Source organism: Rhodococcus sp. SMB37 (assembly GCF_004345605.1).
Taxonomy (GTDB): domain Bacteria; phylum Actinomycetota; class Actinomycetes; order Mycobacteriales; family Mycobacteriaceae; genus Rhodococcus.
The window spans coordinates 1-20,294 of sequence record NZ_SLVY01000032.1; the positions used below are offsets into that span (position 1 = coordinate 1).

At 65.0% G+C, this 20,294-nt stretch carries 24 protein-coding genes; 16 read left to right on the plus strand and 8 right to left on the minus strand.

Annotation, left to right across the window (positions count from 1 at the left end; translation table 11 throughout):
- The 6 genes from EV641_RS28515 to EV641_RS28540 form a co-directional block, all read left to right on the plus strand.
- Positions 1-288: SRPBCC family protein (locus EV641_RS28515; RefSeq protein ID WP_277874531.1), on the plus strand; the 288-nt coding region annotated here is incomplete at its 5' end.
- The gene (locus tag EV641_RS28520; RefSeq protein WP_054720650.1) at positions 272-595 is read left to right on the plus strand and encodes a hypothetical protein; all 324 of its coding nucleotides are present in this window, start codon (positions 272-274) and stop codon (positions 593-595) included. The genes EV641_RS28515 and EV641_RS28520, both read left to right, overlap by 17 nt.
- A gap of 4 nt (positions 596-599) precedes the next feature.
- Complete coding sequence (locus EV641_RS28525; protein ID WP_054716218.1) at positions 600-1,811, plus strand: amidohydrolase family protein; 1,212 nt, start codon at positions 600-602, stop codon at positions 1,809-1,811.
- Positions 1,798-2,211, plus strand: coding sequence for a nuclear transport factor 2 family protein (locus EV641_RS28530; RefSeq protein WP_054716196.1), 414 nt, complete (start codon positions 1,798-1,800; stop codon positions 2,209-2,211). The genes EV641_RS28525 and EV641_RS28530 overlap by 14 nt, the downstream gene beginning before the upstream one ends.
- Complete coding sequence (locus EV641_RS28535; RefSeq protein ID WP_054716199.1) at positions 2,208-3,296, plus strand: acyl-CoA dehydrogenase family protein; 1,089 nt, start codon at positions 2,208-2,210, stop codon at positions 3,294-3,296. The genes EV641_RS28530 and EV641_RS28535 overlap by 4 nt, the downstream gene beginning before the upstream one ends.
- Positions 3,296-4,102 carry an acyl-CoA dehydrogenase family protein gene (locus EV641_RS28540; RefSeq protein ID WP_054716203.1) on the plus strand — a complete coding sequence of 269 codons (807 nt, stop codon included), beginning with the start codon at positions 3,296-3,298 and terminating at the stop codon, positions 4,100-4,102. The genes EV641_RS28535 and EV641_RS28540 overlap by 1 nt, the downstream gene beginning before the upstream one ends.
- A 64-nt stretch (positions 4,103-4,166) precedes the next feature.
- Here the strand turns inward: EV641_RS28540 and EV641_RS28545 are convergent, their stop codons facing one another.
- Positions 4,167-4,622: a nuclear transport factor 2 family protein gene (locus tag EV641_RS28545; RefSeq protein WP_054716206.1), complete on the minus strand. Its 456-nt coding sequence runs from the start codon at positions 4,620-4,622 to the stop codon at positions 4,167-4,169.
- Between the two features lie 167 nt (positions 4,623-4,789).
- Between EV641_RS28545 and EV641_RS28550 the strand changes: the two genes are divergently transcribed.
- The 3 genes from EV641_RS28550 (at position 4,790) to EV641_RS28560 (ending at position 6,568) form a co-directional block, all read left to right on the plus strand.
- Complete coding sequence (locus tag EV641_RS28550) at positions 4,790-5,557, plus strand: SDR family oxidoreductase (protein ID WP_054716209.1); 768 nt, start codon at positions 4,790-4,792, stop codon at positions 5,555-5,557.
- Positions 5,558-5,626: 69 nt separating this feature from the next.
- A complete protein-coding gene (locus EV641_RS28555) occupies positions 5,627-6,211 on the plus strand; it encodes an SDR family oxidoreductase (RefSeq protein WP_277874532.1) in 585 nt (194 codons plus the stop codon).
- Positions 6,212-6,247: 36 nt separating this feature from the next.
- Positions 6,248-6,568: a DUF4286 family protein gene (locus EV641_RS28560; protein ID WP_054716214.1), complete on the plus strand. Its 321-nt coding sequence runs from the start codon at positions 6,248-6,250 to the stop codon at positions 6,566-6,568.
- Between the two features lie 56 nt (positions 6,569-6,624).
- Here the strand turns inward: EV641_RS28560 and EV641_RS28565 are convergent, their stop codons facing one another.
- Genes EV641_RS28565 through EV641_RS28575 form a run of 3 tightly spaced genes read right to left on the minus strand, consistent with a single transcriptional unit; the run spans position 6,625 to position 9,578 of the window.
- Entirely contained in the window at positions 6,625-7,410 is a 786-nt protein-coding gene (locus EV641_RS28565) for an enoyl-CoA hydratase (RefSeq protein ID WP_132476860.1), read from the minus strand.
- Between the two features lie 10 nt (positions 7,411-7,420).
- Positions 7,421-8,596, minus strand: a complete 1,176-nt coding sequence (locus tag EV641_RS28570) for an acyl-CoA dehydrogenase family protein (RefSeq protein ID WP_132476862.1) — start codon at positions 8,594-8,596, stop codon at positions 7,421-7,423.
- Positions 8,580-9,578 carry an acyl-CoA dehydrogenase family protein gene (locus tag EV641_RS28575; protein WP_132476864.1) on the minus strand — a complete coding sequence of 333 codons (999 nt, stop codon included), beginning with the start codon at positions 9,576-9,578 and terminating at the stop codon, positions 8,580-8,582. Before EV641_RS28575 ends, EV641_RS28570 begins: the two co-directional genes overlap by 17 nt.
- A 179-nt stretch (positions 9,579-9,757) precedes the next feature.
- Between EV641_RS28575 and EV641_RS28580 the strand changes: the two genes are divergently transcribed.
- Genes EV641_RS28580 through EV641_RS28590 form a run of 3 tightly spaced genes read left to right on the plus strand, consistent with a single transcriptional unit; the run spans position 9,758 to position 12,336 of the window.
- Complete coding sequence (locus EV641_RS28580; RefSeq protein WP_054719401.1) at positions 9,758-10,408, plus strand: TetR/AcrR family transcriptional regulator; 651 nt, start codon at positions 9,758-9,760, stop codon at positions 10,406-10,408.
- Positions 10,409-10,454: 46 nt separating this feature from the next.
- The gene (locus tag EV641_RS28585) at positions 10,455-11,297 is read left to right on the plus strand and encodes an acyl-CoA thioesterase domain-containing protein (RefSeq protein WP_054719404.1); all 843 of its coding nucleotides are present in this window, start codon (positions 10,455-10,457) and stop codon (positions 11,295-11,297) included.
- Between the two features lies 1 nt (position 11,298).
- Complete coding sequence (locus EV641_RS28590; RefSeq protein WP_054719406.1) at positions 11,299-12,336, plus strand: dihydrodipicolinate reductase; 1,038 nt, start codon at positions 11,299-11,301, stop codon at positions 12,334-12,336.
- A gap of 27 nt (positions 12,337-12,363) precedes the next feature.
- On the opposite strand, the gene EV641_RS28595 is transcribed toward EV641_RS28590, so the two are convergent.
- Genes EV641_RS28595 through EV641_RS28605 form a run of 3 tightly spaced genes read right to left on the minus strand, consistent with a single transcriptional unit; the run spans position 12,364 to position 15,833 of the window.
- Positions 12,364-13,224, minus strand: coding sequence for a GTP-binding protein (locus EV641_RS28595; RefSeq protein WP_132476868.1), 861 nt, complete (start codon positions 13,222-13,224; stop codon positions 12,364-12,366).
- 40 nt (positions 13,225-13,264) lie between these two features.
- Positions 13,265-14,404, minus strand: coding sequence for a thiolase family protein (locus tag EV641_RS28600; protein WP_132476870.1), 1,140 nt, complete (start codon positions 14,402-14,404; stop codon positions 13,265-13,267).
- Positions 14,397-15,833, minus strand: a complete 1,437-nt coding sequence (locus tag EV641_RS28605; protein WP_132476872.1) for an AMP-binding protein — start codon at positions 15,831-15,833, stop codon at positions 14,397-14,399. Before EV641_RS28605 ends, EV641_RS28600 begins: the two co-directional genes overlap by 8 nt.
- 53 nt (positions 15,834-15,886) lie before the next feature.
- Between EV641_RS28605 and EV641_RS28610 the strand changes: the two genes are divergently transcribed.
- Entirely contained in the window at positions 15,887-16,654 is a 768-nt protein-coding gene (locus tag EV641_RS28610) for an SDR family NAD(P)-dependent oxidoreductase (protein WP_132476874.1), read from the plus strand.
- Positions 16,651-17,400, plus strand: coding sequence for an SDR family NAD(P)-dependent oxidoreductase (locus EV641_RS28615; RefSeq protein ID WP_054719139.1), 750 nt, complete (start codon positions 16,651-16,653; stop codon positions 17,398-17,400). The genes EV641_RS28610 and EV641_RS28615 overlap by 4 nt, the downstream gene beginning before the upstream one ends.
- A gap of 71 nt (positions 17,401-17,471) precedes the next feature.
- Here the strand turns inward: EV641_RS28615 and EV641_RS28620 are convergent, their stop codons facing one another.
- Positions 17,472-18,407, minus strand: coding sequence for a zinc-binding dehydrogenase (locus EV641_RS28620; RefSeq protein ID WP_054719145.1), 936 nt, complete (start codon positions 18,405-18,407; stop codon positions 17,472-17,474).
- Positions 18,408-18,605: 198 nt separating this feature from the next.
- Between EV641_RS28620 and EV641_RS28625 the strand changes: the two genes are divergently transcribed.
- Positions 18,606-18,797 (plus strand): ferredoxin, encoded by a 192-nt coding sequence (locus tag EV641_RS28625; RefSeq protein ID WP_054719142.1) that lies wholly within the window; start codon positions 18,606-18,608, stop codon positions 18,795-18,797.
- A 47-nt stretch (positions 18,798-18,844) separates the two neighbouring features.
- Positions 18,845-20,191: a cytochrome P450 gene (locus EV641_RS28630; RefSeq protein WP_132476876.1), complete on the plus strand. Its 1,347-nt coding sequence runs from the start codon at positions 18,845-18,847 to the stop codon at positions 20,189-20,191.
- The last annotated feature ends 103 nt before the right edge of the window (positions 20,192-20,294 follow it).

Below are 20,294 nucleotides of genomic sequence, written 5' to 3' on the forward strand. Positions count from 1 at the left end.
CTGACCTACGCCTACTGGCCCACCGCCGTCGACAAGCACATCTTCGAGGCCAGCCTCTACTTCGTGCCCCCGAAGAACGCCCGCGAGCGCCTCGCCCAGGAACTCGCCGCAGTGACCTTCAAGGAATACGCCCTCCAGGACGCCAACACCCTCGAAGCCACTCAAACGATGATCGGCACCCGCACGGTGACCGAATTCCCCCTCTGCGACCAGGAATTGCTCCTGCGCCACCTCCACAAAACCGTCGCAGACTACGTCAAGGAGCACCGCGATGCCTCTGCCAACTGACTTCGCCGACCTCGAGCCCTACATCGACTGGGACCTGGCCACCGAACCCGAGCGGTACGCCAAGCGACTCGCCTCGACCATGCCGGAGATGCAGCAGTTCTACAACGCTGCCTTCCCCCGCCTCGAGGACGCCATCGCCTACTGCGACAAGTTCGACCTCGACGACCTACCCGAAGACGCCCGCACCCTCATGCACCTGATGCAATCACTGGTCATGGTCTCCTTCCCCGTCGAAGTCTGGAAACAGCCCCGCGTCCCCGACAGCGGCGCCGCCTGGGCCGAAATCACCAAAGAACCGGTGGTGTAAGCGCATGCTGACGCTCAAGGCAGCCGGGCTCCTCGATGTCGAGACCGGCGAGATCACCCGACCGGGCATCATCCACATCGACGGCGACCGTATTGCGGGCGTCGGCGGCGAACCACAAGGGGAGGTCATCGATCTCGGTGACCAGATCCTGATGCCGGGTCTGATGGACATGGAGGTCAACCTGCTCATGGGTGGGCGCGGCGAGAAGCCCGTCTACTCCACGGTTCAGGACGACCCTCCGCTCCGCATGCTGCGTGCGGTGGGCAATTCCCGCCGCACGCTGCGTGCAGGCTTCACAACCGTCCGAAATCTGGGGCTGTTCGTCAAGACCGGTGGTTACCTGCTCGACGTCGCCCTCGGCAAGGCGATCGACGCCGGGTGGGTCGACGGGCCTCGCATCATTCCCGCGGGTCACGCGATCACCCCGACCGGTGGCCACCTGGATCCGACGATGTTCGCGGCCTTCGCACCCGGTGTCCTCGACCTGACCATCGAGGAAGGCATCGCCAACGGTGTCGACGAAGTCCGCAAGGCTGTTCGATACCAGATCAAGCACGGCGCCCAGCTCATCAAGGTATGCGTCTCGGGTGGCGTGATGTCGATGACGGGATCGGCAGGGGCCCAGCATTATTCCGACGAAGAACTGCGGGCGATCGTCGACGAGGCACACCGGCGCGGGCTGAAGGTCGCATCGCACACGCACGGCGCCGATGCGGTGCGCCACGCGGTCGAGGCCGGCATCGACTGCATCGAGCACGGCTTCCTCATCGACGACGACGCGATCGATCGCATGGTGGAGCAGGGCACCTGGCTGGTACCCACCACACGCCTGACCGACGCAATGGACACCTCCCACGCCCCGCCCGAACTTCAGGCCAAGGCAGCCGAGATGTTCCCGAAGGCACGCACTTCCGTGCTCGCGGCATACAAGGCCGGTGTCAAGATCGCAGTCGGCACCGATGCTCCGGCAATCCCGCACGGCAAGAATGCCGACGAGATCGTCGCGCTCGTCGACCGGGGGCTCCCCCCGCTCGCCGTCATTCAGGCCGCGACCATCAACGCGGCCGAGCTGATCGGTGTCGACGACCGCGGCCGCCTCGCAGAGGGCCTACTCGCCGACATCATCGCAGTTCCGGGCGATCCCACCGAAGACATCACCGTCACGCAGGACGTGCGGTTCGTGATGAAAGGCGGAAAGGTCTATGTCAACAAGTGACCTCGTCGAGATCAATCAGCTCCTCGCACGCTACGCCGTGAACATGACCAAGGGCGAGGTCGAAGGCGTCGTCGATGTGTTCACGCCGGACGGCACCTACAGCGCCTTCGGTGACGTGTTCACGCTCGACCAGTTCCCCGAACTGGTCGCTGCGGCTCCCCAGGGCCTGTTCCTCGTGGGTACTGCGCTGATCGAGCTCGACGGCGACACCGCGACCGGCACGCAGCCGCTGTGCTTCGTCGAACATTCCGCACACGACATGCGCATCGGGTACTACAACGACACCTACCTCCGGACCGAGGCCGGGTGGCGCCTGAAGACTCGGAAGATGACGTTCATCCGCCGCAGCGGCGTGCACGACTCGGGAATCCCGCACGCTTTCGAGGCACCGACGGCATGAACATCGAGGAGTTCAGGACAGCGGTTCGCGCCTGGCTCGACGAGAACGATCTCACGCCCGGACCCGACCTCACGTTCGACGAGCACGTCGAGCAGCTGGGTCGGGTCCGGCGCGCTCTCTACGACGCCGGATGGATGCGCTACGGATGGCCGGCCGAGGTCGGAGGCCTCGGCGGGCCCGCGATGCTGCGAGCGGTACTCGGCGAGGAGGTCGCGACACGTGACCTCGCCGAGCCGGGTATCTACTCGATGATCGAGGTACTCGCGCCCACCATGATCAAGTACGCGAGCCCCGAGCTGGCGGCCGAGATGGTGCCGCGCCTGCTCGACGGCAGCGAGCAGTGGTGCCAGGGCTTCTCCGAGCCCGGCTCGGGCAGCGACCTCGCGTCACTGTCGACCCGCGCCGAACAGCGCGGCGACCAATGGGTGATCAACGGGCAGAAGGTGTGGACCTCTCTGGCGCAGCTCGCAACCCGATGCATTCTTCTCACCCGCACCGGCCCCGGACACGACGGCATCACCGCCTTCTTCCTCGACATGGACACCCCGGGCATCACTGTCCGACCCCTGACGACAATGCACGACCGCGAGGAATTCTGCGAGGTCTACTTCGACGATGTCGTAGTGCCGGCCGATCGGATGCTGGGGAATCCCGGAGACGGCTGGAAGCTCGCGATGGATCTGCTGCCGCACGAGCGTTCGTCATGCTTCTGGCACCGGATCGCGTACCTGTTCACGCGTCTCGATCAGGTTGCTGCCGTCTCGGATCCGGCCGACGATCGGGAGCTCGGCGACGCCTACCTCGCGCTGCACACAGTTCGGAGCCGCTCGTACAGCACACAGAAGCGCCTCCAGGCCGGTCTGCCGCTGGGCCCGGAAACCTCCGTCGACAAGGTCCTGCTGGCAACCGCGGAGCAGCAACTGTTCGACACCGCGCGGGATCTGATTCCGGGTCGGATCGAACTGTTCGACAGCGAGCTCCGGACCGAGTTCCTGTATTCGCGGGCCGCATCGATCTACGGCGGTACCGCGGAGATCCAGCGCAACATCATCGCCCGCCGTCTACTGCAACTGGGGAAAGAGTGATGACCACGAACGACACTGCACCGGCGGTCGATTCGGAACTGGCACTCCTCGAGGACACACTCCGCAAGACCATGGAGACCCACGCGGGTGTCGCACTCGACTCGGCCCTCATCGATCTCGGCTGGCACGACATGCTCAGTGAGATGCCCGATGTCGCGATCCCCCTGGTGTTCCGGCTGCTGGGCGAGACCGGCGCGCACGCACCCGTGCTCAACGACGTGATCCTGACGGAGGCCGGAGCCGAACCGGGAGGTACGGTTCCGCTCCCGTACTCGGGGGGGTCGTGGCTCGTGTGGCATCGCGCCCAGCGGAGCACCGAGGTGCTTGACAAGGAACTCACCGTCGAGGTGGTCGATTCCGGGAATCCGGTGCCGGTCGCTGCGGGTCGTCGCGCCCTCGGGTGGTGGTTGGTGGGCACGAGCCGGACCATGCTGGACCTCGCCCGGACCCACGCGCTGAATCGCACGCAGTTCGGCAAACCCATCTCCGGCTTTCAGGCGGTGCGCCACAAGCTCGCCGAGACGTACGTGGCAATCGAGGGGGCCGAAGCGGCGCTCCTCGTCGCGAACGACGACTTCAGTTCGCTACTGGCCAAAGCAGCGTCCGGCAAAGCGGCGGTGACCGCTGCGCGGCACTGCCAGCAGGTGCTCGGCGGTATCGGGTTCACCGACGAACACGATCTGCATCGCCACATCCGTCGCGGGCTGTTCCTCGACGGATTACTCGGCAGCTCCAAGGAATTGACAAGAGAAGCCGGGGCAGCCATCCGGGCGTCGGGGTCGGCGCCGCGCATCGCCAACCTGTAGGCGAGCACCGTACGAGGAGAGCCACCGTCGTCGACGGTGGCTCTCCTCGTACGTGCTTCAGGTTCTACGACTGCAAGGCCGCCGCACCGTTCTTGGACGGATCGGGATGGTTCGAGAACCAGAGGTTCTCCTCCACTGCCTTTCGGCTCTTCCATCCGTCGGCTGTGCGCACGACCTCGTGGTGGTAGTTGCCGCCGCAATACGTCAGACCGTCGACACCCGGCAGCTGCATCGGGTTGTAGAACATCGCCCGCACGTTCGCGGTGTCGTCTTCGACGAATGTGATCTCGATGTTGGTCACGAAATGCTGGGTCATCGGGATCTGGCCGAGCGCGCGACTGAGCATGCCGAGCACCTGGTCGCGTGTCCCGGCCGGGTAACCGACCGACGAATAGTCGAGATGGGCATCATCGGTGAAGACCGTCGCCAGCGCTTCCCAGTTTTTCGTGTCGACCGAGGTCGCATACTTGTACAGCAGGTCTGCGATGTCGAGCCGGTCCTGGAGCCGCTGCAATGTCATTCTGGTCCTCGCTTCTCGATGTCGGATCTGTCGCATCTTTCCGCCCCGCACGCGGGCGGCCCCGGTCACCTTACCTCGCGCGAATCATCACTCTCTTTTTGCGAAATAGTATTCTTTTGAGTAAGAACATTCTTTCCAAATTCCGGATTCTGCGCAACAATCGCTCCATGACACCATTGGATTCACTGCACGACCTCACAGGGAAGACCGCCATCATCACCGGCGGCTCGCGGGGAATCGGCAGGGCGATCGCCCAGATACTCGCCGAGGCCGGCGCCGACGTGGTCGTAGCTTCCCGCAAACTCGACGGCTGCGAACTCGCCGCGAAGGAGATCGAAGCATCGACCGGTCGCCGTGCACTCGCCGTCGCCTGTCATGTGGGTAACTGGGACGACTGCGACGCGCTGGTCGACCGCACGCTCGAACACTTCGGCCGCCTCGACATCCTGGTCAACAACGCCGGAATGTCACCGCTGTACGAGAATCTCGAATCGATCACCGAAGACCTGTACGACAAGACGTTCAGCGTCAACCTCAAGGGACCGTTCCGCCTCGCCGTACGCGCGGGCGCACACATGGTCGCCAACGGCGGGGGCTCGATCATCAACGTCGGTACGGCAGGCTCCCTGACCGCGAGCGTGCGCGAACTTCCCTACGCGTGCGCCAAGTCGGGCCTCAATGCCCTGACCGTGGGCCTTGCCGACGCCTACGCACCCACCGTGCGCGTCAACGCGATCCTGCCCGGACCGTTCAGGACCGACCTGTCGAAGGCATGGGCACCGCCGGAAGACGAAGAGGCCCCGTTCGTCCCGCTCAAGCGCATGGGCCGCCCCGAAGAGGTAGCTCCACTCGCGCTGCATCTCGCCAGTGACGCCTCGAGTTTCACGACGGGGGCGATCATCCGCGTGGACGGTGGAGTCACGAAAAAGGTCTGACCAGACGCTAATTCACAACCAGTCCGAGACGGGATCTCATGCCTGATTCAGCGCAACTTGCAGACAAGGTTGCCATCGTCACGGGGGCGGGGGCGGGACGAGAAGAGCACGTCGGAGATGGTCGCCGCAGCCGCTGCAGAGTTCGGTTCCGTGGACATACTCGTCAACAACGCGGGCCTGATGGCGGAGGTCGTCGGCAAGGGCGGCCTCACGTCGATGCCGCTGGACCTGTGGAACAACACGCTCGCGGTCAACCTCACCGGCCCACTCCTGTGCACCCGTGCGGTCGTCCCGTACATGAAGGAACGCGGTTACGGCAAGATCGTCAACCAGTCGTCGAGCGGTGCATTCATGGCCGCCCAGGCCTACGGAATCACGAAACTCGGCCTCGTGAGCATGACGGTGTCGCTGTCACGGGATCTCGCGCCGTTCGGGATCCGCGTCAATGCCATCGCGCCGGGCATGGTGAACACCGAAGCCGGCGACATCGCGTCGCCACCCGAGCTGAAGGAGATGGTGAAGGACTCGATCCCCTTCCCGTTCGGTGAGCCGGAGGAGTTGATTCCCGGTCTGCTGTACTTGGTTTCGTCCGGGAGTGATTGGGTGACGGGACACACGTTGAACATCGATGGCGGCTGGGTCGTCCGAGTCTGAGTTCATACCTCCCTCCGGGAACGACAAAGGAGCACAATGAAGCACTACCTGATGGTCGAAGCCCATCCGTCCCATCCCGACCGCGTCGACGAGTTCAATGAGTGGTACGAAACCACACACATCCGTGAGGTTGTCGCGCTCGACGGCTTTCTCAATGCCACCCGTCTGGCGCCGGCAGACGAAGCCGGCGGTTCGTACGTCACCCTCTACGAGATCGAAGGTGATCCGAAGGAGGCGCTCCACAATGTCCACGCGGCTGCCGCGGCGAAACAGTTCGACATGTCGGATTCACTGAGCTTCGGTCCGGTTCCGAAGATGCGCATCATGCAGGTGTACTCGGAGTACGTCAAACCCTGACCTCGAAAACCGAATCGGGCGCCTCCACGATGATGGAGGCGCCCGATTCGTTTCTGCTACTTGATGTTCTGCTTCATCTCGTCGAGTTTCATGAGCACCGGCCATCCGCCGACGCTCAACGCATTGCCGTGGCCGGTCTGGTGCACGTCGAACACCGACTGGATGGCCGCGTAGAAGCCCTGGATGTCGAGCGTCTGATTGACCGCCCGTTTGGCCTGCCGCAGACCGAACGGCGGCATCTTCGCGATCTGCTCGGCGAGCGCACGCGTCTCGGTGTCGAGTTGATCGCGGGGCACCACCTTGTTGACCATGCCGGTCTTCTCGGCCTCCTCGGCCGTGACCGGCCGGCCGGTGAACAGGATCTCCTTGGCTTTCCTCGGTCCGAGTTCCCAGGTGTGGCCGTGGTATTCGACGCCACCGATACCCATCATGACGACCGGGTCGGAGAACTTGGCATCTTCGGACGCAATGATCAGGTCGCACGGCCAGCACAGCAGCAGGCCACCGGCGATGCAGCGCCCCTGCACTGCGGCAATCGACGGCTTGGGGATGTTGCGCCAGCGCATCGAATACTCGAGGTAGCGGCGCGACTCGGTGGTATAGATCAAGTCGAGGGTGATCTTGTCGGGCACCGGGCCCCCACCGCCGGTCATGTCGTGCCCCGCGGAGAAGTGCTTGCCTTCCGCACGCAACACGATCACCGACACGTCCGGGTCGTCGCCCGCACGAACCCATGCCGTGTCGAGTTCATCGAGCAGAGCCGCGTTCTGAGCGTTCGCAGCATCCGGCCGATTCAACGTGATCGTGGCGATCCTGTCCGCTACCTCGTAGAGAATGTACAAGTTGCGCTCCTCAGCCTCGTGGTAGCCCGAGCACTCGCTGGGCGACGATGTTCCTTTGGATCTCCGATGTACCGCCCGCGATGGTGCCGGCGAAACTGCGGGCGAAGCGTTCGAACCAGCTCGATGTGAAGTTGTCGAGGTTCCACGGCGTATACGCCGCAGTCGACGCAGGGTGCACGAGCCCCTCAGCACCCTCGGCATCGAGAGCGTGCTCGACCGAACGCTGAATCGCTTCGGATCCGAGCAGTTTCAGGACCGAAAGGGACGCGACATCCTGCTCACCGCGCGACTCACGCGCCAGCGCCGCGGACCCCAGCAGACGCAGCGCCTGCAGGTCCATCACCAGTGTTGCGTACCGGTCGCGATCGATGACCGTCCGCGGCTCGAAGTCTGCGACGAGATCTTCCAATCGATCAGCGAAGCTGAGCCACAGCAGGGTACGTTCGTGCCCGAGCGAACCGTTGGCGACGGTCCAGCCCTGATTGAGCTCGCCGATGAGGTTCACTGCCGGTACCCGGACGTCTTCGAAGAACACCTCGTTGAAGTCGCGATCGTCCTTGTCGGCGATGGACGCGAACGGGCGACGGACCACACCCGGTGTGTCGGTGGGGATCAGCAGCACGCTGATGCCCTTGTGCTTGGGCGCATCCGGATCGGTACGGACGAAGGTGAGGAGCACATCGGCGTGGTGGGCGCCGGATGTCCACACCTTCTGTCCGTTGACGACGAAGTGGTCGCCGTCCAGGACAGCACGGGTGCGAAGGCCTGCGAGGTCGGAACCCGCACCGGGTTCGCTCATGCCGAGGGCCGCGGTGATCTCTGCGCGAAGGATGCGCGCGGCCCAGTTCTGCTTCTGTTCCTCGGTTCCGAAGGAGAGGATGGACGCCGCGATGATGCCGAGGCCCTGAGGATTGAAGCTGTGGTAGATCCGGCGCTTGGACAACTCTTCGAGGTGAACGGCCTGCTGGATCAACGTAGCGTTGCGGCCACCGAATTCGGGCGGATTTCCCGGAAGCAACCAGCCGTTGTCGAACTGGAGTCGCTGCCAGCGACGAGCCCATTCGGGCACGTCGGCGCTCGAGGTGGAGCGTTCGGTGGCTTCGGCCTCGTCGGGCAGGTTCGCTTCGAGGAAGGCCACGAATTCGGCACGGAAGGCCTCGACGTCGTCGTCATACGAGAGTTGCACGGTACTCCTCGGTGATCAGTGCCCGATGCTCGGCAGCGCCACCGAGCAGATGCTCACAGGCGCGGGCGCGTTTGAGCGCGAACTGCAGATCGTTCTCCCAGGTGAAGCCCATGGCGCCGAACAACTGCAAGCCGTGACGGAAGACGAGCGATTGGCATTCACCCGCCGCAGCCTTCGCCATCGAGGCGGCGAGGTTCCTGCGCGGATCGTCCTCGGCGATGGTGAGCGTCGCGAAGTACGCCAGTGCGCGGGCACGTTCGATCGCGATGTGCATGTCGGTGGCCTTGTGCTGGACGGCCTGGAACGACCCGATCGTGACGCCGAACTGCTGCCGATTCTTCACGTGGTCGAGCGCGAGATCGAGAACCCGTTGGCACGCACCGACAGTCGTGAGTGCAAGGCCTGCGAGCGCGAGGTGACGCGCCCGGAGCGGATCGACGTCGGAGTGAGGGTCGCCCTCGACCCGGACCTGCTCGAAACGCACCTCTGCGATGTGCAGGGCCGGGTCGAAGACCGGACTGCGGGTCGCGGTGACCTTGTCGGCGGTGACGACGAAGACACCCGCGTCGGTGACCACGGCCAGCAGGTCGGCGCGATCCCCGTCGAGGACCTGCGCGGCGGTGCCATGGAGGACCCAGCCGTCGGCGTCGCGGTGCGCATGGACGCCGCTGTACACCGCGGCACCGGTTTGGTCGGGCTCCGCCACACCGGGCGCGAGCTGCGCGAACTGCGTCATCGTCGCGAGATAGGGCGTGGGATCCGTGGCCCGCCCCAATTCCTCCAGGACGATCCCGAGTTCGACAGCAGCTTCAGGATCCGTGAGCTCGGTCCAGCCGAGCCCCACGAAAACTTTCCACAGCGGCCCTGGATCTGCGCCGTTGTCGACGATATTGCGGATCAGCGTGGACGGACATTCCTTCGCCGTGACGTCACGGACGGTGTCCTGCCACAGTCGCTGATCGGAGTCGAACTCGAAAAGCATTCCGACATACCTCTCTGACAGAGCTGCGGTGCACAGCCATATGAGAATATCATTCTCAATACGAGAAAGTAATGGTCTCATTCAGCGCATCTGACTCTCGGGTAACCTTGCGGAAACGAACGCGTTCTCCGGTACAGTGCTCACATGTTTGCCTCACGCAACGATGGGCAGTGCGCGCAGTGACCGGCCCGAGCGAAGAACCCGCATGGAAGCAGCGCGCCGTCGAGCGGTCCATCCGCACCGCGAAGCTGCGGGCCGAGCAGCGCGTGCAGCGCTTCCTCGATGCCGCCCAGGCCATCATCACCGAGAAGGGCAGTACCGACTTCACGGTGCAGGAGGTCGTCGATCGCTCGAAGCAGTCACTGCGTAGCTTCTACCTGCAGTTCGACGGTAAGCACGAGCTGCTGCTCGCACTGTTCGAAGACGCTCTCGGCCGTTCTGCCGATCAGATCCGCGCAGCCGCGGCCGGCGAGGACGATCCGATGGATCAACTCCGCGTGGCAGTCGAACTGTTGTTCGAATCTTCGCGCCCCGACCCCGTCGCACAACGCCCCTTGTTCACCGATTTCGCTCCTCAGCTACTGCTCACGCACCCGGCCGAGGTCAAGGTGGCACATTCGTCCATGCTGGCCCTGTTCACCGAACTCATGGAGAAGGTCGCGGCATCGGGCCAATTGCGCAGCGACTTCAATGCGCGGCGCGCCGCAGCAATGACCATGCAGACCGTGATGTTCATCGCTCAGTCCAGCGGCGATGCCGACGCCACCGCGCGCCCGATCACCGCCGAAGAGGTATGGACATTCTGCTCGCACGGGTTCGCTACCAAATAGGAAGAATGCTGTTCTCATTTGAGAGTGGGTCATTTACACTCGGCATGTGACCGAGCTTTGGAATGACCTCCTGACGTGTCTCGACCTCACTCCGCCAGCCGATTCGGCCCCCGACCCCGCTGACGCCCGAACCGGCAATGTGGTTCTCGAAGGCGCAAACCAGCGCCTCGAGTACCACCGGCTCTTCGGTGGGCAGCTCCTCGGACAGTTCGTCCGCGCAGCCCAGCTGACGTGCCCGGAGAAGGCCATCAAGTCGCTGCACACGGTGTTCGCCCGGGAAGGCCGTGCCGACGAGCCGGTCCGATACGAGGTGACCCGCCAGCACGAAGGCCGGTCGTTCGGCACCCTGACCATCGTCGCGCGCCAGACCAAGGGTGTGCTGGCCACCGCATCGGTATCCATGCATGCCCCGGAGGTCGGGCCCGAGCGGCAGTCCTTCCCTCCCCTCCCGTCGCTGCTTCCCGAGGAGAGCCGGGTCGACTTCTCCCTCATCCCCTGGGAGACCCGCGCGTCCTCGGATCTCAACGATCTCGGAACGGCCACACCCGAATTCGACATGTGGATGCGCACACCCACCGTGGATGAAGCGTTGGCACCCGCGCTCACGTCGTATGCGACCGATCTCCACCTCATCGGCACCGCGCTTCTCGCCGTCGATGGCTACTGCCAGACCGGGAACGGCACGGCCTTCACGTCGGCGGTGACCTCGCACAATCTCTGGTTCCACCGGCCGTTCCGCACCGACGACTGGCTTCTGTTGCGCCACAGGAGCCCTCTCATCGCCAACGGACGCTGCTTCGGCCGCGGCGATGTCTTCACCGAACAGGGCGAACTCGTCGCCTCCTTCGCCCAGGAAGCACTCCTGCGGCTTCCCTCCGAGGTGGTCTGACATGTCCCAGAAGCAATTACGTGTCGTCCAGTGGGCCACCGGAAATATCGGCACCCGCGCACTCCGGGCAGTGATCGACCATCCCGACCTCACGCTGGCCGGGTTGTATGTCCACAGCGACGCCAAGGAAGGCCTCGACGCCGGCGCACTGTGCGACCGGAACACGGTGGGCGTGAAGGCAACCCGCAGCGTCGACGAGATCATCGATCTCGGTGCGGATTGCGTTCTCTACATGCCACTGCAGTTCGATCTCGACGAGGTCTGCCGGATCCTCGCTTCCGGCGCGAACATCGTCACCACCCGAGGCGAGTTCCACCATCCACCGAGCATGCCCGCCGCGATCCGCGACGCCGTCGATACGGCATGCGCTACGGGCGGCACCTCCGTCCACAGCACCGGGAGCAGCCCCGGGTTCATCAGCGAGGCAGTGCCTCTGGTGTTGAGCTCGATCCAGCGCAGACTCGATCATCTCGCGATCGACGAATACGCCGATCTGTCGCAGCGGGCTTCTCCCGGAATCCTCTTCGAGGTCATGGGCTTCGGCCAGTCCCCCGCCGAGTTCGCACAAGCACGACTCGACCATGTGAAGGCCAACTTCGGTCCTTCACTCCAAGTGCTCGCCGACGCCCTCGGCCTGCCCTTCGACTCCATCGAGGCCAGTGGCGAATTGGCTGCAGCCCGAAACGACATCACGATCGCGGCGGGCACGATCCCCGCCGGAAAGGTGGCGGCACAGCGCATCACGATCTCCGGCATGCGTGACGAACGTGAACTGATGCGTTTCCGTCCCACGTGGTACTGCACCACCGATATCGATGCCGACTGGGATCTGCATACGACCGGCTGGCACATCTCGATCGACGGCGACGCCCCGCTCGACATCGAGATGCGCTTCCCGTTCCCGCTCGAGCGGATGAGCGAGCTGTCGCCGAACTACACGGCCAATCGCGCGGTCAACGCCGTGCATGCGGTGTATTCGGCAGCGCCCGGTATCCGCACCAGCCTCGATCTGCCCCTGATCGTTCCGGTCCTGAGCTGACCTCGAGCCGCCCCCGGCCGCCCGGACCTACTGTCCGAGCAGGCCGGCGGCGGCGGTGTAGGGATCGTTGCGTCCGTCGGCGACGGCAGCGGCGAGCGCGTCGAGGTCCGGATGGGTGCGCAACCGTGTAGTCGCGAGCGACAGGATCTGGGCACGGGCCCGTGCAGCACGGCGTTCCGGGGTGTCGGCTCGCCGATGCGCCTCGATGGCGTCGATCAGCTTGTCGACGCCCTCACCTGTCGACGCGATCAACTTGAGGATGGTCATACCGGTTTCGACACGCAGGTCGCGCACAGTCGCATCGGCACCGTCCCTGTCCGCCTTGTTGACGACGAGGATGTCGGCCACCTCGAGCAGACCGGCTTTCGCGGCCTGAACAGCGTCTCCCGCACCGGGATTGAGGATGACGACGGTCGGGTCGGCGACCGCAGCGATCTCGACCTCCGACTGGCCGACCCCGACGGTCTCGAGCAGGATCACGTCATAGGACAGCGCACCGAGCAGCTTGATCGCCGCCGGCACCGCGGCAGCCAGGCCACCGAGGTGACCACGCGACGCCACCGACCGGATCAGCACGTCGGCGTCGTTGACATGCGCGGCCATCCGGATACGGTCGCCGAGCAGGGCACCCCCGCTGTACGGCGACGACGGGTCGACGGCGAGCACCGCGACACGGAGCCCCCGTGCGCGGTACCCGCCGGTGAGAACGCCGACGGTCGTCGATTTCCCTGCGCCCGGAGGCCCGGTGATTCCGACGACACGTACCGGCTCAGTATCGATCATCCCGAGGACCTCGTCGCGGCGGTCGCCTTCGACCAGGGTCAGCAAGCGGCCCGTCGCGCGGGGCGAGCCGCGACGGGCCGCTTCGACGAGCTCGACGACGTTCACGTCGCGTCCGAGCTCGCCAGCAGTGTCAGAAGATCGGGCGTCACGGTGCCGGCACCTCGATCACCACTGCCGAACCGATTCCTCCGCCCGCGCACATCGAGGCCACACCGACTCCGCCGCCGCGGCGACGCAGTTCGTGGACGAGGGTGGTGAGCATGCGCGCGCCGGTCGCAGCGACCGGGTGCCCGAGCGAGCATCCGCTGCCGTAGATGTTCACGCGATCCGCATCGAGTTCGAGCATCTTGATCACCGCGACACACTGCGCCGCGAACGCCTCGTTGATCTCGAACAGATCGACGTCGGCAATCGACATCCCGGCGCGGGCCAACGCCTTCGGGATCGCATCCACGGGCGAAAGTCCGGTGAAGGCGGGATCGATACCGGTGGACGCCCACGACTTGACGGTGGCGAGTGCGGGCAGACCCAGGTCGCTGCTCGCGATGGTCAGGGCTGCCGCAGCATCGTTGCCACCGCTGGCATTGCCTGCGGTGATGCTGAATCCTTCGATCTCCGGGTGGAGCACCTTCAGTGACGACAGCTTTTCCATGCTGGTGTCGCGACGTGGGTGCTCGTCGACGGAGAACAGGCCGTGCGGGGTTTCGATCGGGACGATCTCGTCGACGAACTTGCCCTCGTCGATGGCCTTGATCGCGACCTGGTGGGAGCGCAGGGCCCAGGCGTCCATCTCTTCGCGCGACACACCTGCCTTCACTGCGGCGTTCCAGCCCACGGTGATGGACATGTCCTTGTTCGGAGCGTCCTCACGGTTCGGGTGGGTCGGCGACAGCCACGGCTCCCAGTTCTCACCGTTGCGCATGAGCGACTGCGGGGACGTGGAGGCCGAGTTGACGCCACCGGCGATCACGAGCCGGTCCATGCCGGCCATGATGCTCGCCGACGCGTTCTGCACCGCGGCCAAGCTCGCGGCGCAGTGGCGGTTGACGGCCATGCCGGGCACAGTCGTCAGGCCGGCGGTGATCGCGGCGTGGCGGGCGATCACGCCACCGCCGTACAGGCCCTCACCGAGGATGACGTCGTCGATGTCGGCCGCGTCGTGGTCCTTCGCCGCCGCAGTGACGATGTGGTCGGCGAGTTCGAAGGCGTTGGTGTCGCGGAGCGTTCCTTTACGGACCGTGCCGATGGGGGTCCGCAGGGCGGAAACGATGACGGCTTCAGGCATTTTGGTTCTCCAGTTCGGCGAGCAGGGTGCGGCGTAGTAGCTTTCCGGTTTCGGTCTTCGGGAGTTCGTGTCGGAAGACGATGGTGTCGGGGGTCTTCGACGAGCGCAGCCGGTCCTTGACCCACTGTCGCACCTCGTCCGGGTCGGCGTCGCCGACGAGAACCGCGACGATGCGCTGTCCCCATTCGGGATCGGACACACCGATCACGGCAGCCTCGGCAATCGCTGGATGCGCCAGCAGGACATCCTCGATCTCGGCGGGCGCGATGTTCTCGCCGCCGCGGATGATCGTGTCGTCGGAGCGGCCCTCGACGTACACGTAGCCGTCGGCGTCGAGATGCCCGAGGTCGCGGGTGGAGAACCAGCCGTCGGCGTCGAGCACGCTGCGACCGCCGTATTCGCCGGAGATCTGCTCACCGCGCACGAAGATCAGCCCGGTCTCGCCGGTCGCGACCGGTTCGTCGCTCTCCGTCCGGATCTCGATCTCGATGCCCGGCAGGGGCCGGCCGACCGAGCCGAGCCGGTCGCGCACGGCCGGGTCGTCGGAGGAGATCGCCTCGCGATGATCGTCGGGTCCGAGGACCGCCACCGAAGAGGCCGTTTCGGTGAGGCCGTACGCGTTGACGAATCCCGTGCTGGGGAAGGCACGCAGAGCGTGTTCGAGGACGGGCCGCGGAGTGCGGGACCCTCCGTAGGCGAGGGTCGCGAGCGTCGGGACGTTCGCGACGTCGTCTCCCAGGTGGGCGACGATCCGGGCCAGCATCGTCGGCACGAGCATCGCGTGGACGACTTCCTCTCGCCGCACGGTCTCGAGCCAAGTGGCCGGTTCGAAGGCCGACAGGTACACGATCCGGCGGCCGCTGTAGAGGTTGGAGATCAGGTTCGTCAGGCCCGCGATGTGATACGGCGGCACCGAGACCAGCGAGGCGTCGGCTTCCTCGGCGGACGCGAATTCCATCGTGTTGAGGACGTACGCGATCACATGCCGGTGACGCAGGACCGCAGGCTTGGGATCCGACGTCGTGCCGCTGGTGTAGATGATCGCGGCGATCGCGTCGCCGTCCCACTGCGGCTCGAGTTCGGCAGGTTCGGCATCGTCCGGGGCATCGTCGATCAGCGCATCGAGATCGTCCTGGCGGAGGATCGTCGCGCCGGGATGGCGCTCGAGCAGCGCCGACAGCTGCTGCTCGCCGAGCCGGTAGTTGAGGGGGACGAACGGCACGCCCGCGAGTGCCGCACCGAACAGTGCCACCGGGTAGGCGAGATGATTCGTTCCCAGGTAGAGCACCGCGGAGCTGTCGCGCACCCGCGCGGCGAGACGGCGCGCGTACGTGTCGAGATCCGCGGCAGTCAAGGAGCGATCGCCAACGGTCGCAACTGCGCGTTCGCCGTTGTTTGCCACCATTTCTAGAATCATGCTTAGGTTCATGAGAACATTATTCTCGCAGCACGAGAGCTGTAGTTGCAAGAAGGGAAATCGGAATGCAGATCGCAGGTATCTCGGCCATCGTCGTCGGAGGCACCGGAGGCCTCGGGCAGGCCACCGTTCGCCGCCTCCATGAGGGCGGTGCCAAGGTTGTCGTCGCAGACGTCAACGATGAAGCAGGCAAGGCTCTCGAAGACGAGCTGGGCGTGCGCTACGTCAACACCGACGCTGGTAGCGAGGAGTCGGTGCTCGCGGCCATCGCCGAAGCCGAGTCGCTCGGACCGCTGCGCGTGTCGGTGGACTGCCACGGCGGTCCGGCCGGTGGCGGCCGGCTCGTCGGCAAGGACGGCAGCCCGATGGCGCTCGACGCCTTCACCAAGACCATCCAGTCGTACCTGACCTCGTCGTTCAACGTCCTGCGTCTGGCCGCCGCGGCCATCGCCAAGCAGGAACCGTTCAATGACGAGGGTTCGCGCGGCGTCATCGTGCAGACCGCGTCGATCGCGGGTGTCGAAGGCCAGATCGGTCAGCTCCCCTACTCGGCCGCGAAGGGTGGCATCCTCGGGATGACGCTCGTCGCCGCACGCGACCTGTCGCCGCTGGGTATCCGCGTCAACACCATCGCCCCCGGCACCATCCTGACCCCCGCCTACGGCAAGGCGGGCGATCAGCTCGAGGCGTACTGGGGCCCGCAGGTCCCGCACCCCAAGCGCATGGGCCGCCCGGTCGAATACGCGACGCTGGTCGCGTCGATCGTCGAGAACGACTACCTCAACGGCGAGACCATCCGTCTCGACGGTGCGCTGAGGTTCCCGCCGAAGTGAGGCCCCTCGAGGGAAAGGTCGCGTTCGTCGCGGGTGCCAGCCGTGGGATCGGGGCTGCGATCGCCGTCGCCCTCGCAGATGCGGGGGCTGCGGTGGCCGTTGCCGCGCGGACGGAACAGGAAGGCAAGATCCCGGGCACCATCGGCGCGGTCGCCGAGCAGATCGATTCCGTCGGTGGCAAGGCGATCCCGGTCCAGTGCAATGTCACGGACGAGGCGTCCGTCGACGCCGCCATCACCACGACGGTCGGCGAATTCGGGGGCCTGGACATCCTCGTCGCCAACGCGGGTGTCCTGTGGATGGGGCCGATCGAGTCGACACCGCTCAAGCGATGGCAGCTGTGTCTCGATGTGAACTTGACCGGTGTGTTCAACGTGACCAAGGCCGCCATCCCGCATATCCGTGCCCGTGGTGGCGGGTCGATGATCGCGGTGACCACCACCGGCGTCACGATGATCGATCGTGGATCGAACGCGTATTGGGTGTCGAAGGCCGGTGCCGAGCGCCTTTACACGGGTCTCGCGTCCGACCTGAAAGCCGACAACATCGCGGTGAACTGCCTGTCGCCGTCCCGTGTCGTGCTCACCGAAGGGTGGCTGGCCGGCGGTAGCGGACAGAAGATTCCGCCGGAGGCCATCGAGCCGCCGGAAACGATGGGCGCCGCCGCCGTCCTACTCGGGCAGCAGGACGCCTCGGGAATCACGGGCACGATCCAGCGCTCGGAAACGCTGATACCGCAGCAGTAGTTCGTCGAGCAAGGGCCGGTCATCCACGTGATGACCGGCCCTCGTCGTTATTGTTCGACTGCCGTCACCGGTCAATCCCCGAAGCGCGCCACGAGGCGCCCGGTGACCTCGTTGCGGCGCAGGCGTTCCAGGCCGTCCCCGATCTCGTCGAAACCGATCTCGGTGTAGTCGGGTTCGATCTCCCGGGTGGCCAGCAGGGCGTAGACCTCTTCGATGTCCTGCACCGTTCCGCCCAGAGAGCCCACGAGAGCCCTACCGAGGATCGTGGGAGTGTTCACTGTGAACGTCGGCTTCCCAAGACCCACCTGGACGACTTTGCCGCCACGCTTGATCGCGTCGAGGGCCTTCTGTGTGGTGTCGAAGCCTGCGTAGTCGACCACGAGGTCGAATCCCTGGCCCGCCCATTCCCCCGCATCTCGCACAACCTCGACAGCCCCGGCCTTGCGGGCAAGATCCCACACGGATTCCTTGGTCTCGGCCACATGCACTTCCGCTCCGGTGAGCACTGCTGCGCGCGTGCCGAATTGGCCGAGTCCTCCGTACCCGATGACACCGACCTTCATCCCGGCCGCGGCGCCACCTTCCTTGATGATCGCGTGGTACGACGTCATGCCGGCATCGGTCGCGAGCGCCGCCAGCGCCAGGTCGAGCCCCTCGGGCACGCGCGCGAGATCACGGGCGTCGGCGAGGAACTTGTCGGCGAAACCACCGGGGGTGAACATTCCGGCCGGTGGACGGGCACCGGATGTGCAGACTCCGACAACATCGCCGAGGTTCCATCCTTCGACGCCTTCGCCGAGTGCGCTGATGACTCCGGCGTTCTCGTGCCCTTGAGTCATCGGGAGGAACGGCATACTCGCCTCACCGACCTCCATGTACATGACGTCGCTGTGACACAGCCCGGCGGCCTTGACATCGATGACGACCTCGCCGGGCCCCGGCACAGGCTCCGGCACCTCGTTCAGTGAGATCGGCTTCCCTGTTCCTTCGAACTGCCATGCCTTCACGTTGCTCTCCTTCGTCACAGGCCGGACGGCCGCCGGCCTTGGAATCGAACGTCGACACCGTGCAGAACCTTGCGGAAACACCCGCTTGAGATTATGGTTCTCACCACTCGGAATGACGTTCTTAAATGGCAGACTACGCGACTGGAACGGCGCGGTCAGGTGTCTCAGTCGCTCGACTCTGCTCGAGCTGGAGGACAGATGAAGGTGAAAGTGGACTCGGAACGCTGCCAGGGCCACACCTTGTGCGCCATGGCCGCTCCGGATTTGTTCGAACTGAGCGATATCGACGGCCACGCCACAGCCACACTCGAGGACCTACCCGCCCACCTCGGCCGGACGGCACAGGAAGCCTCCCGTAGCTGCCCCGAACAGGCGATAACCATCACCTGACGCTCCGTCCATGATCGCGTTCCCACCAGACAGCAGAGAGCAGAGCCATGAGTGTTGATGACGCTGTATCCGACGTCGGCCGCAGGCAACCCGTGTTTCAGTTCGACAGACACGCACCCGACTATCGCCGCAAGTTCCAGGACATCACCGAGGAAATGCAGTCCGCGTGCCCGTTCGCGTGGTCCGACACGCACGGTGGCCACTGGGTGGCCTCCGGCAGCGACGAGGTGTTCGCCCTCGCTCGATCGGCCGACATCTCGAACGACCACGACGTCAAAGGTATTCGCCGCGGATACAAGGGGATCATGATCCCGTCTGCAGTCAGGGCGTCCGGTGTCAGAGGCGGAATCCTCGAGATGGACGATCCCGAGCACCGCGAGTTCCGCGCGGTCCTCAATCCTTACCTGTCCCCCGCTGCAGTCAAGAAATGGGTTCCCGTCATCGACGAGGTGATCCGCGCATGCCTCGACGAGAAGATCGAGACCGGTGAAATCGACTTCATCGACGATCTCGTCAACATCGTTCCGGCGGTGATCACGCTCGCAATGCTCGGTATCCCGGTGGCCAAATGGAACGTGTACTGCGAACCGGTCCACGCAGCGATGTACACGCCCCCTGATTCACCTGACGTGGGCCGCGTCGCGGAACTACACCGCAACATGGGCATCGATCTTCTCTCCAGCCTCCACGAGATCCGGGAACACCCACGTCCCGGCATGGTCGACGCGATCGCCCAGGCAACCGTCAACGGCGAGAAGCCGGACGACCTCGAACTGCTCGGTGTTCTCAGTCTGCTCATCGGCGGCGGCTTCGACACGACGACGGCCCTGACGTCCCACGCACTCGAATGGTTGTCGCAGAATCCTGATCAGCGCGAAACCCTCAGTGCTGAGCGCGACACATTGCTCGATTCGGCCACCGAAGAGTTCCTGCGCTTCTTCTGCCCGTCGCCGGGCGACGGCCGCACATTCGCCGCGGATACCGACGTCAACGGCATCGCGGTCGAAGAGGGTGAGCGCGTGTGGCTTTCCTGGGCTATGGCCAACCGCGACCCCGCATTGTTCACCGACCCCAACACCGTCGACCTCGAACGCAGAGGCAACCGGCACTTCAGCTTCGGCCTGGGAGTTCACCGCTGCATCGGATCCAACCTGGCGCGAACGGTATTCAAGCGGATGCTGGTGGCGGTACTCGACCGGATGCCGGACTTCCACTGCGACCCGGACGGCGCAGTGCACTACGACTCCATCGGTGTCATTCAGGGGATGCGTCAGCTCCCCGCCACCTTCACTCCGGGTCCGCGCCTCGGTGACGGACTCGACGCGACTCTGGCAGAGCTCCAACTCTTGATCGAGAGACAGGAACTCGCCGCACCCGTGACGGCCCGACAGTAAGGAATCGCATGAATATCGATGACATGGTGATGGTCAGCATCGACGACCACGTGGTCGAACCCCGCGACATCTTCGAAAAACACTTCCCGAAAAACCTCATGAA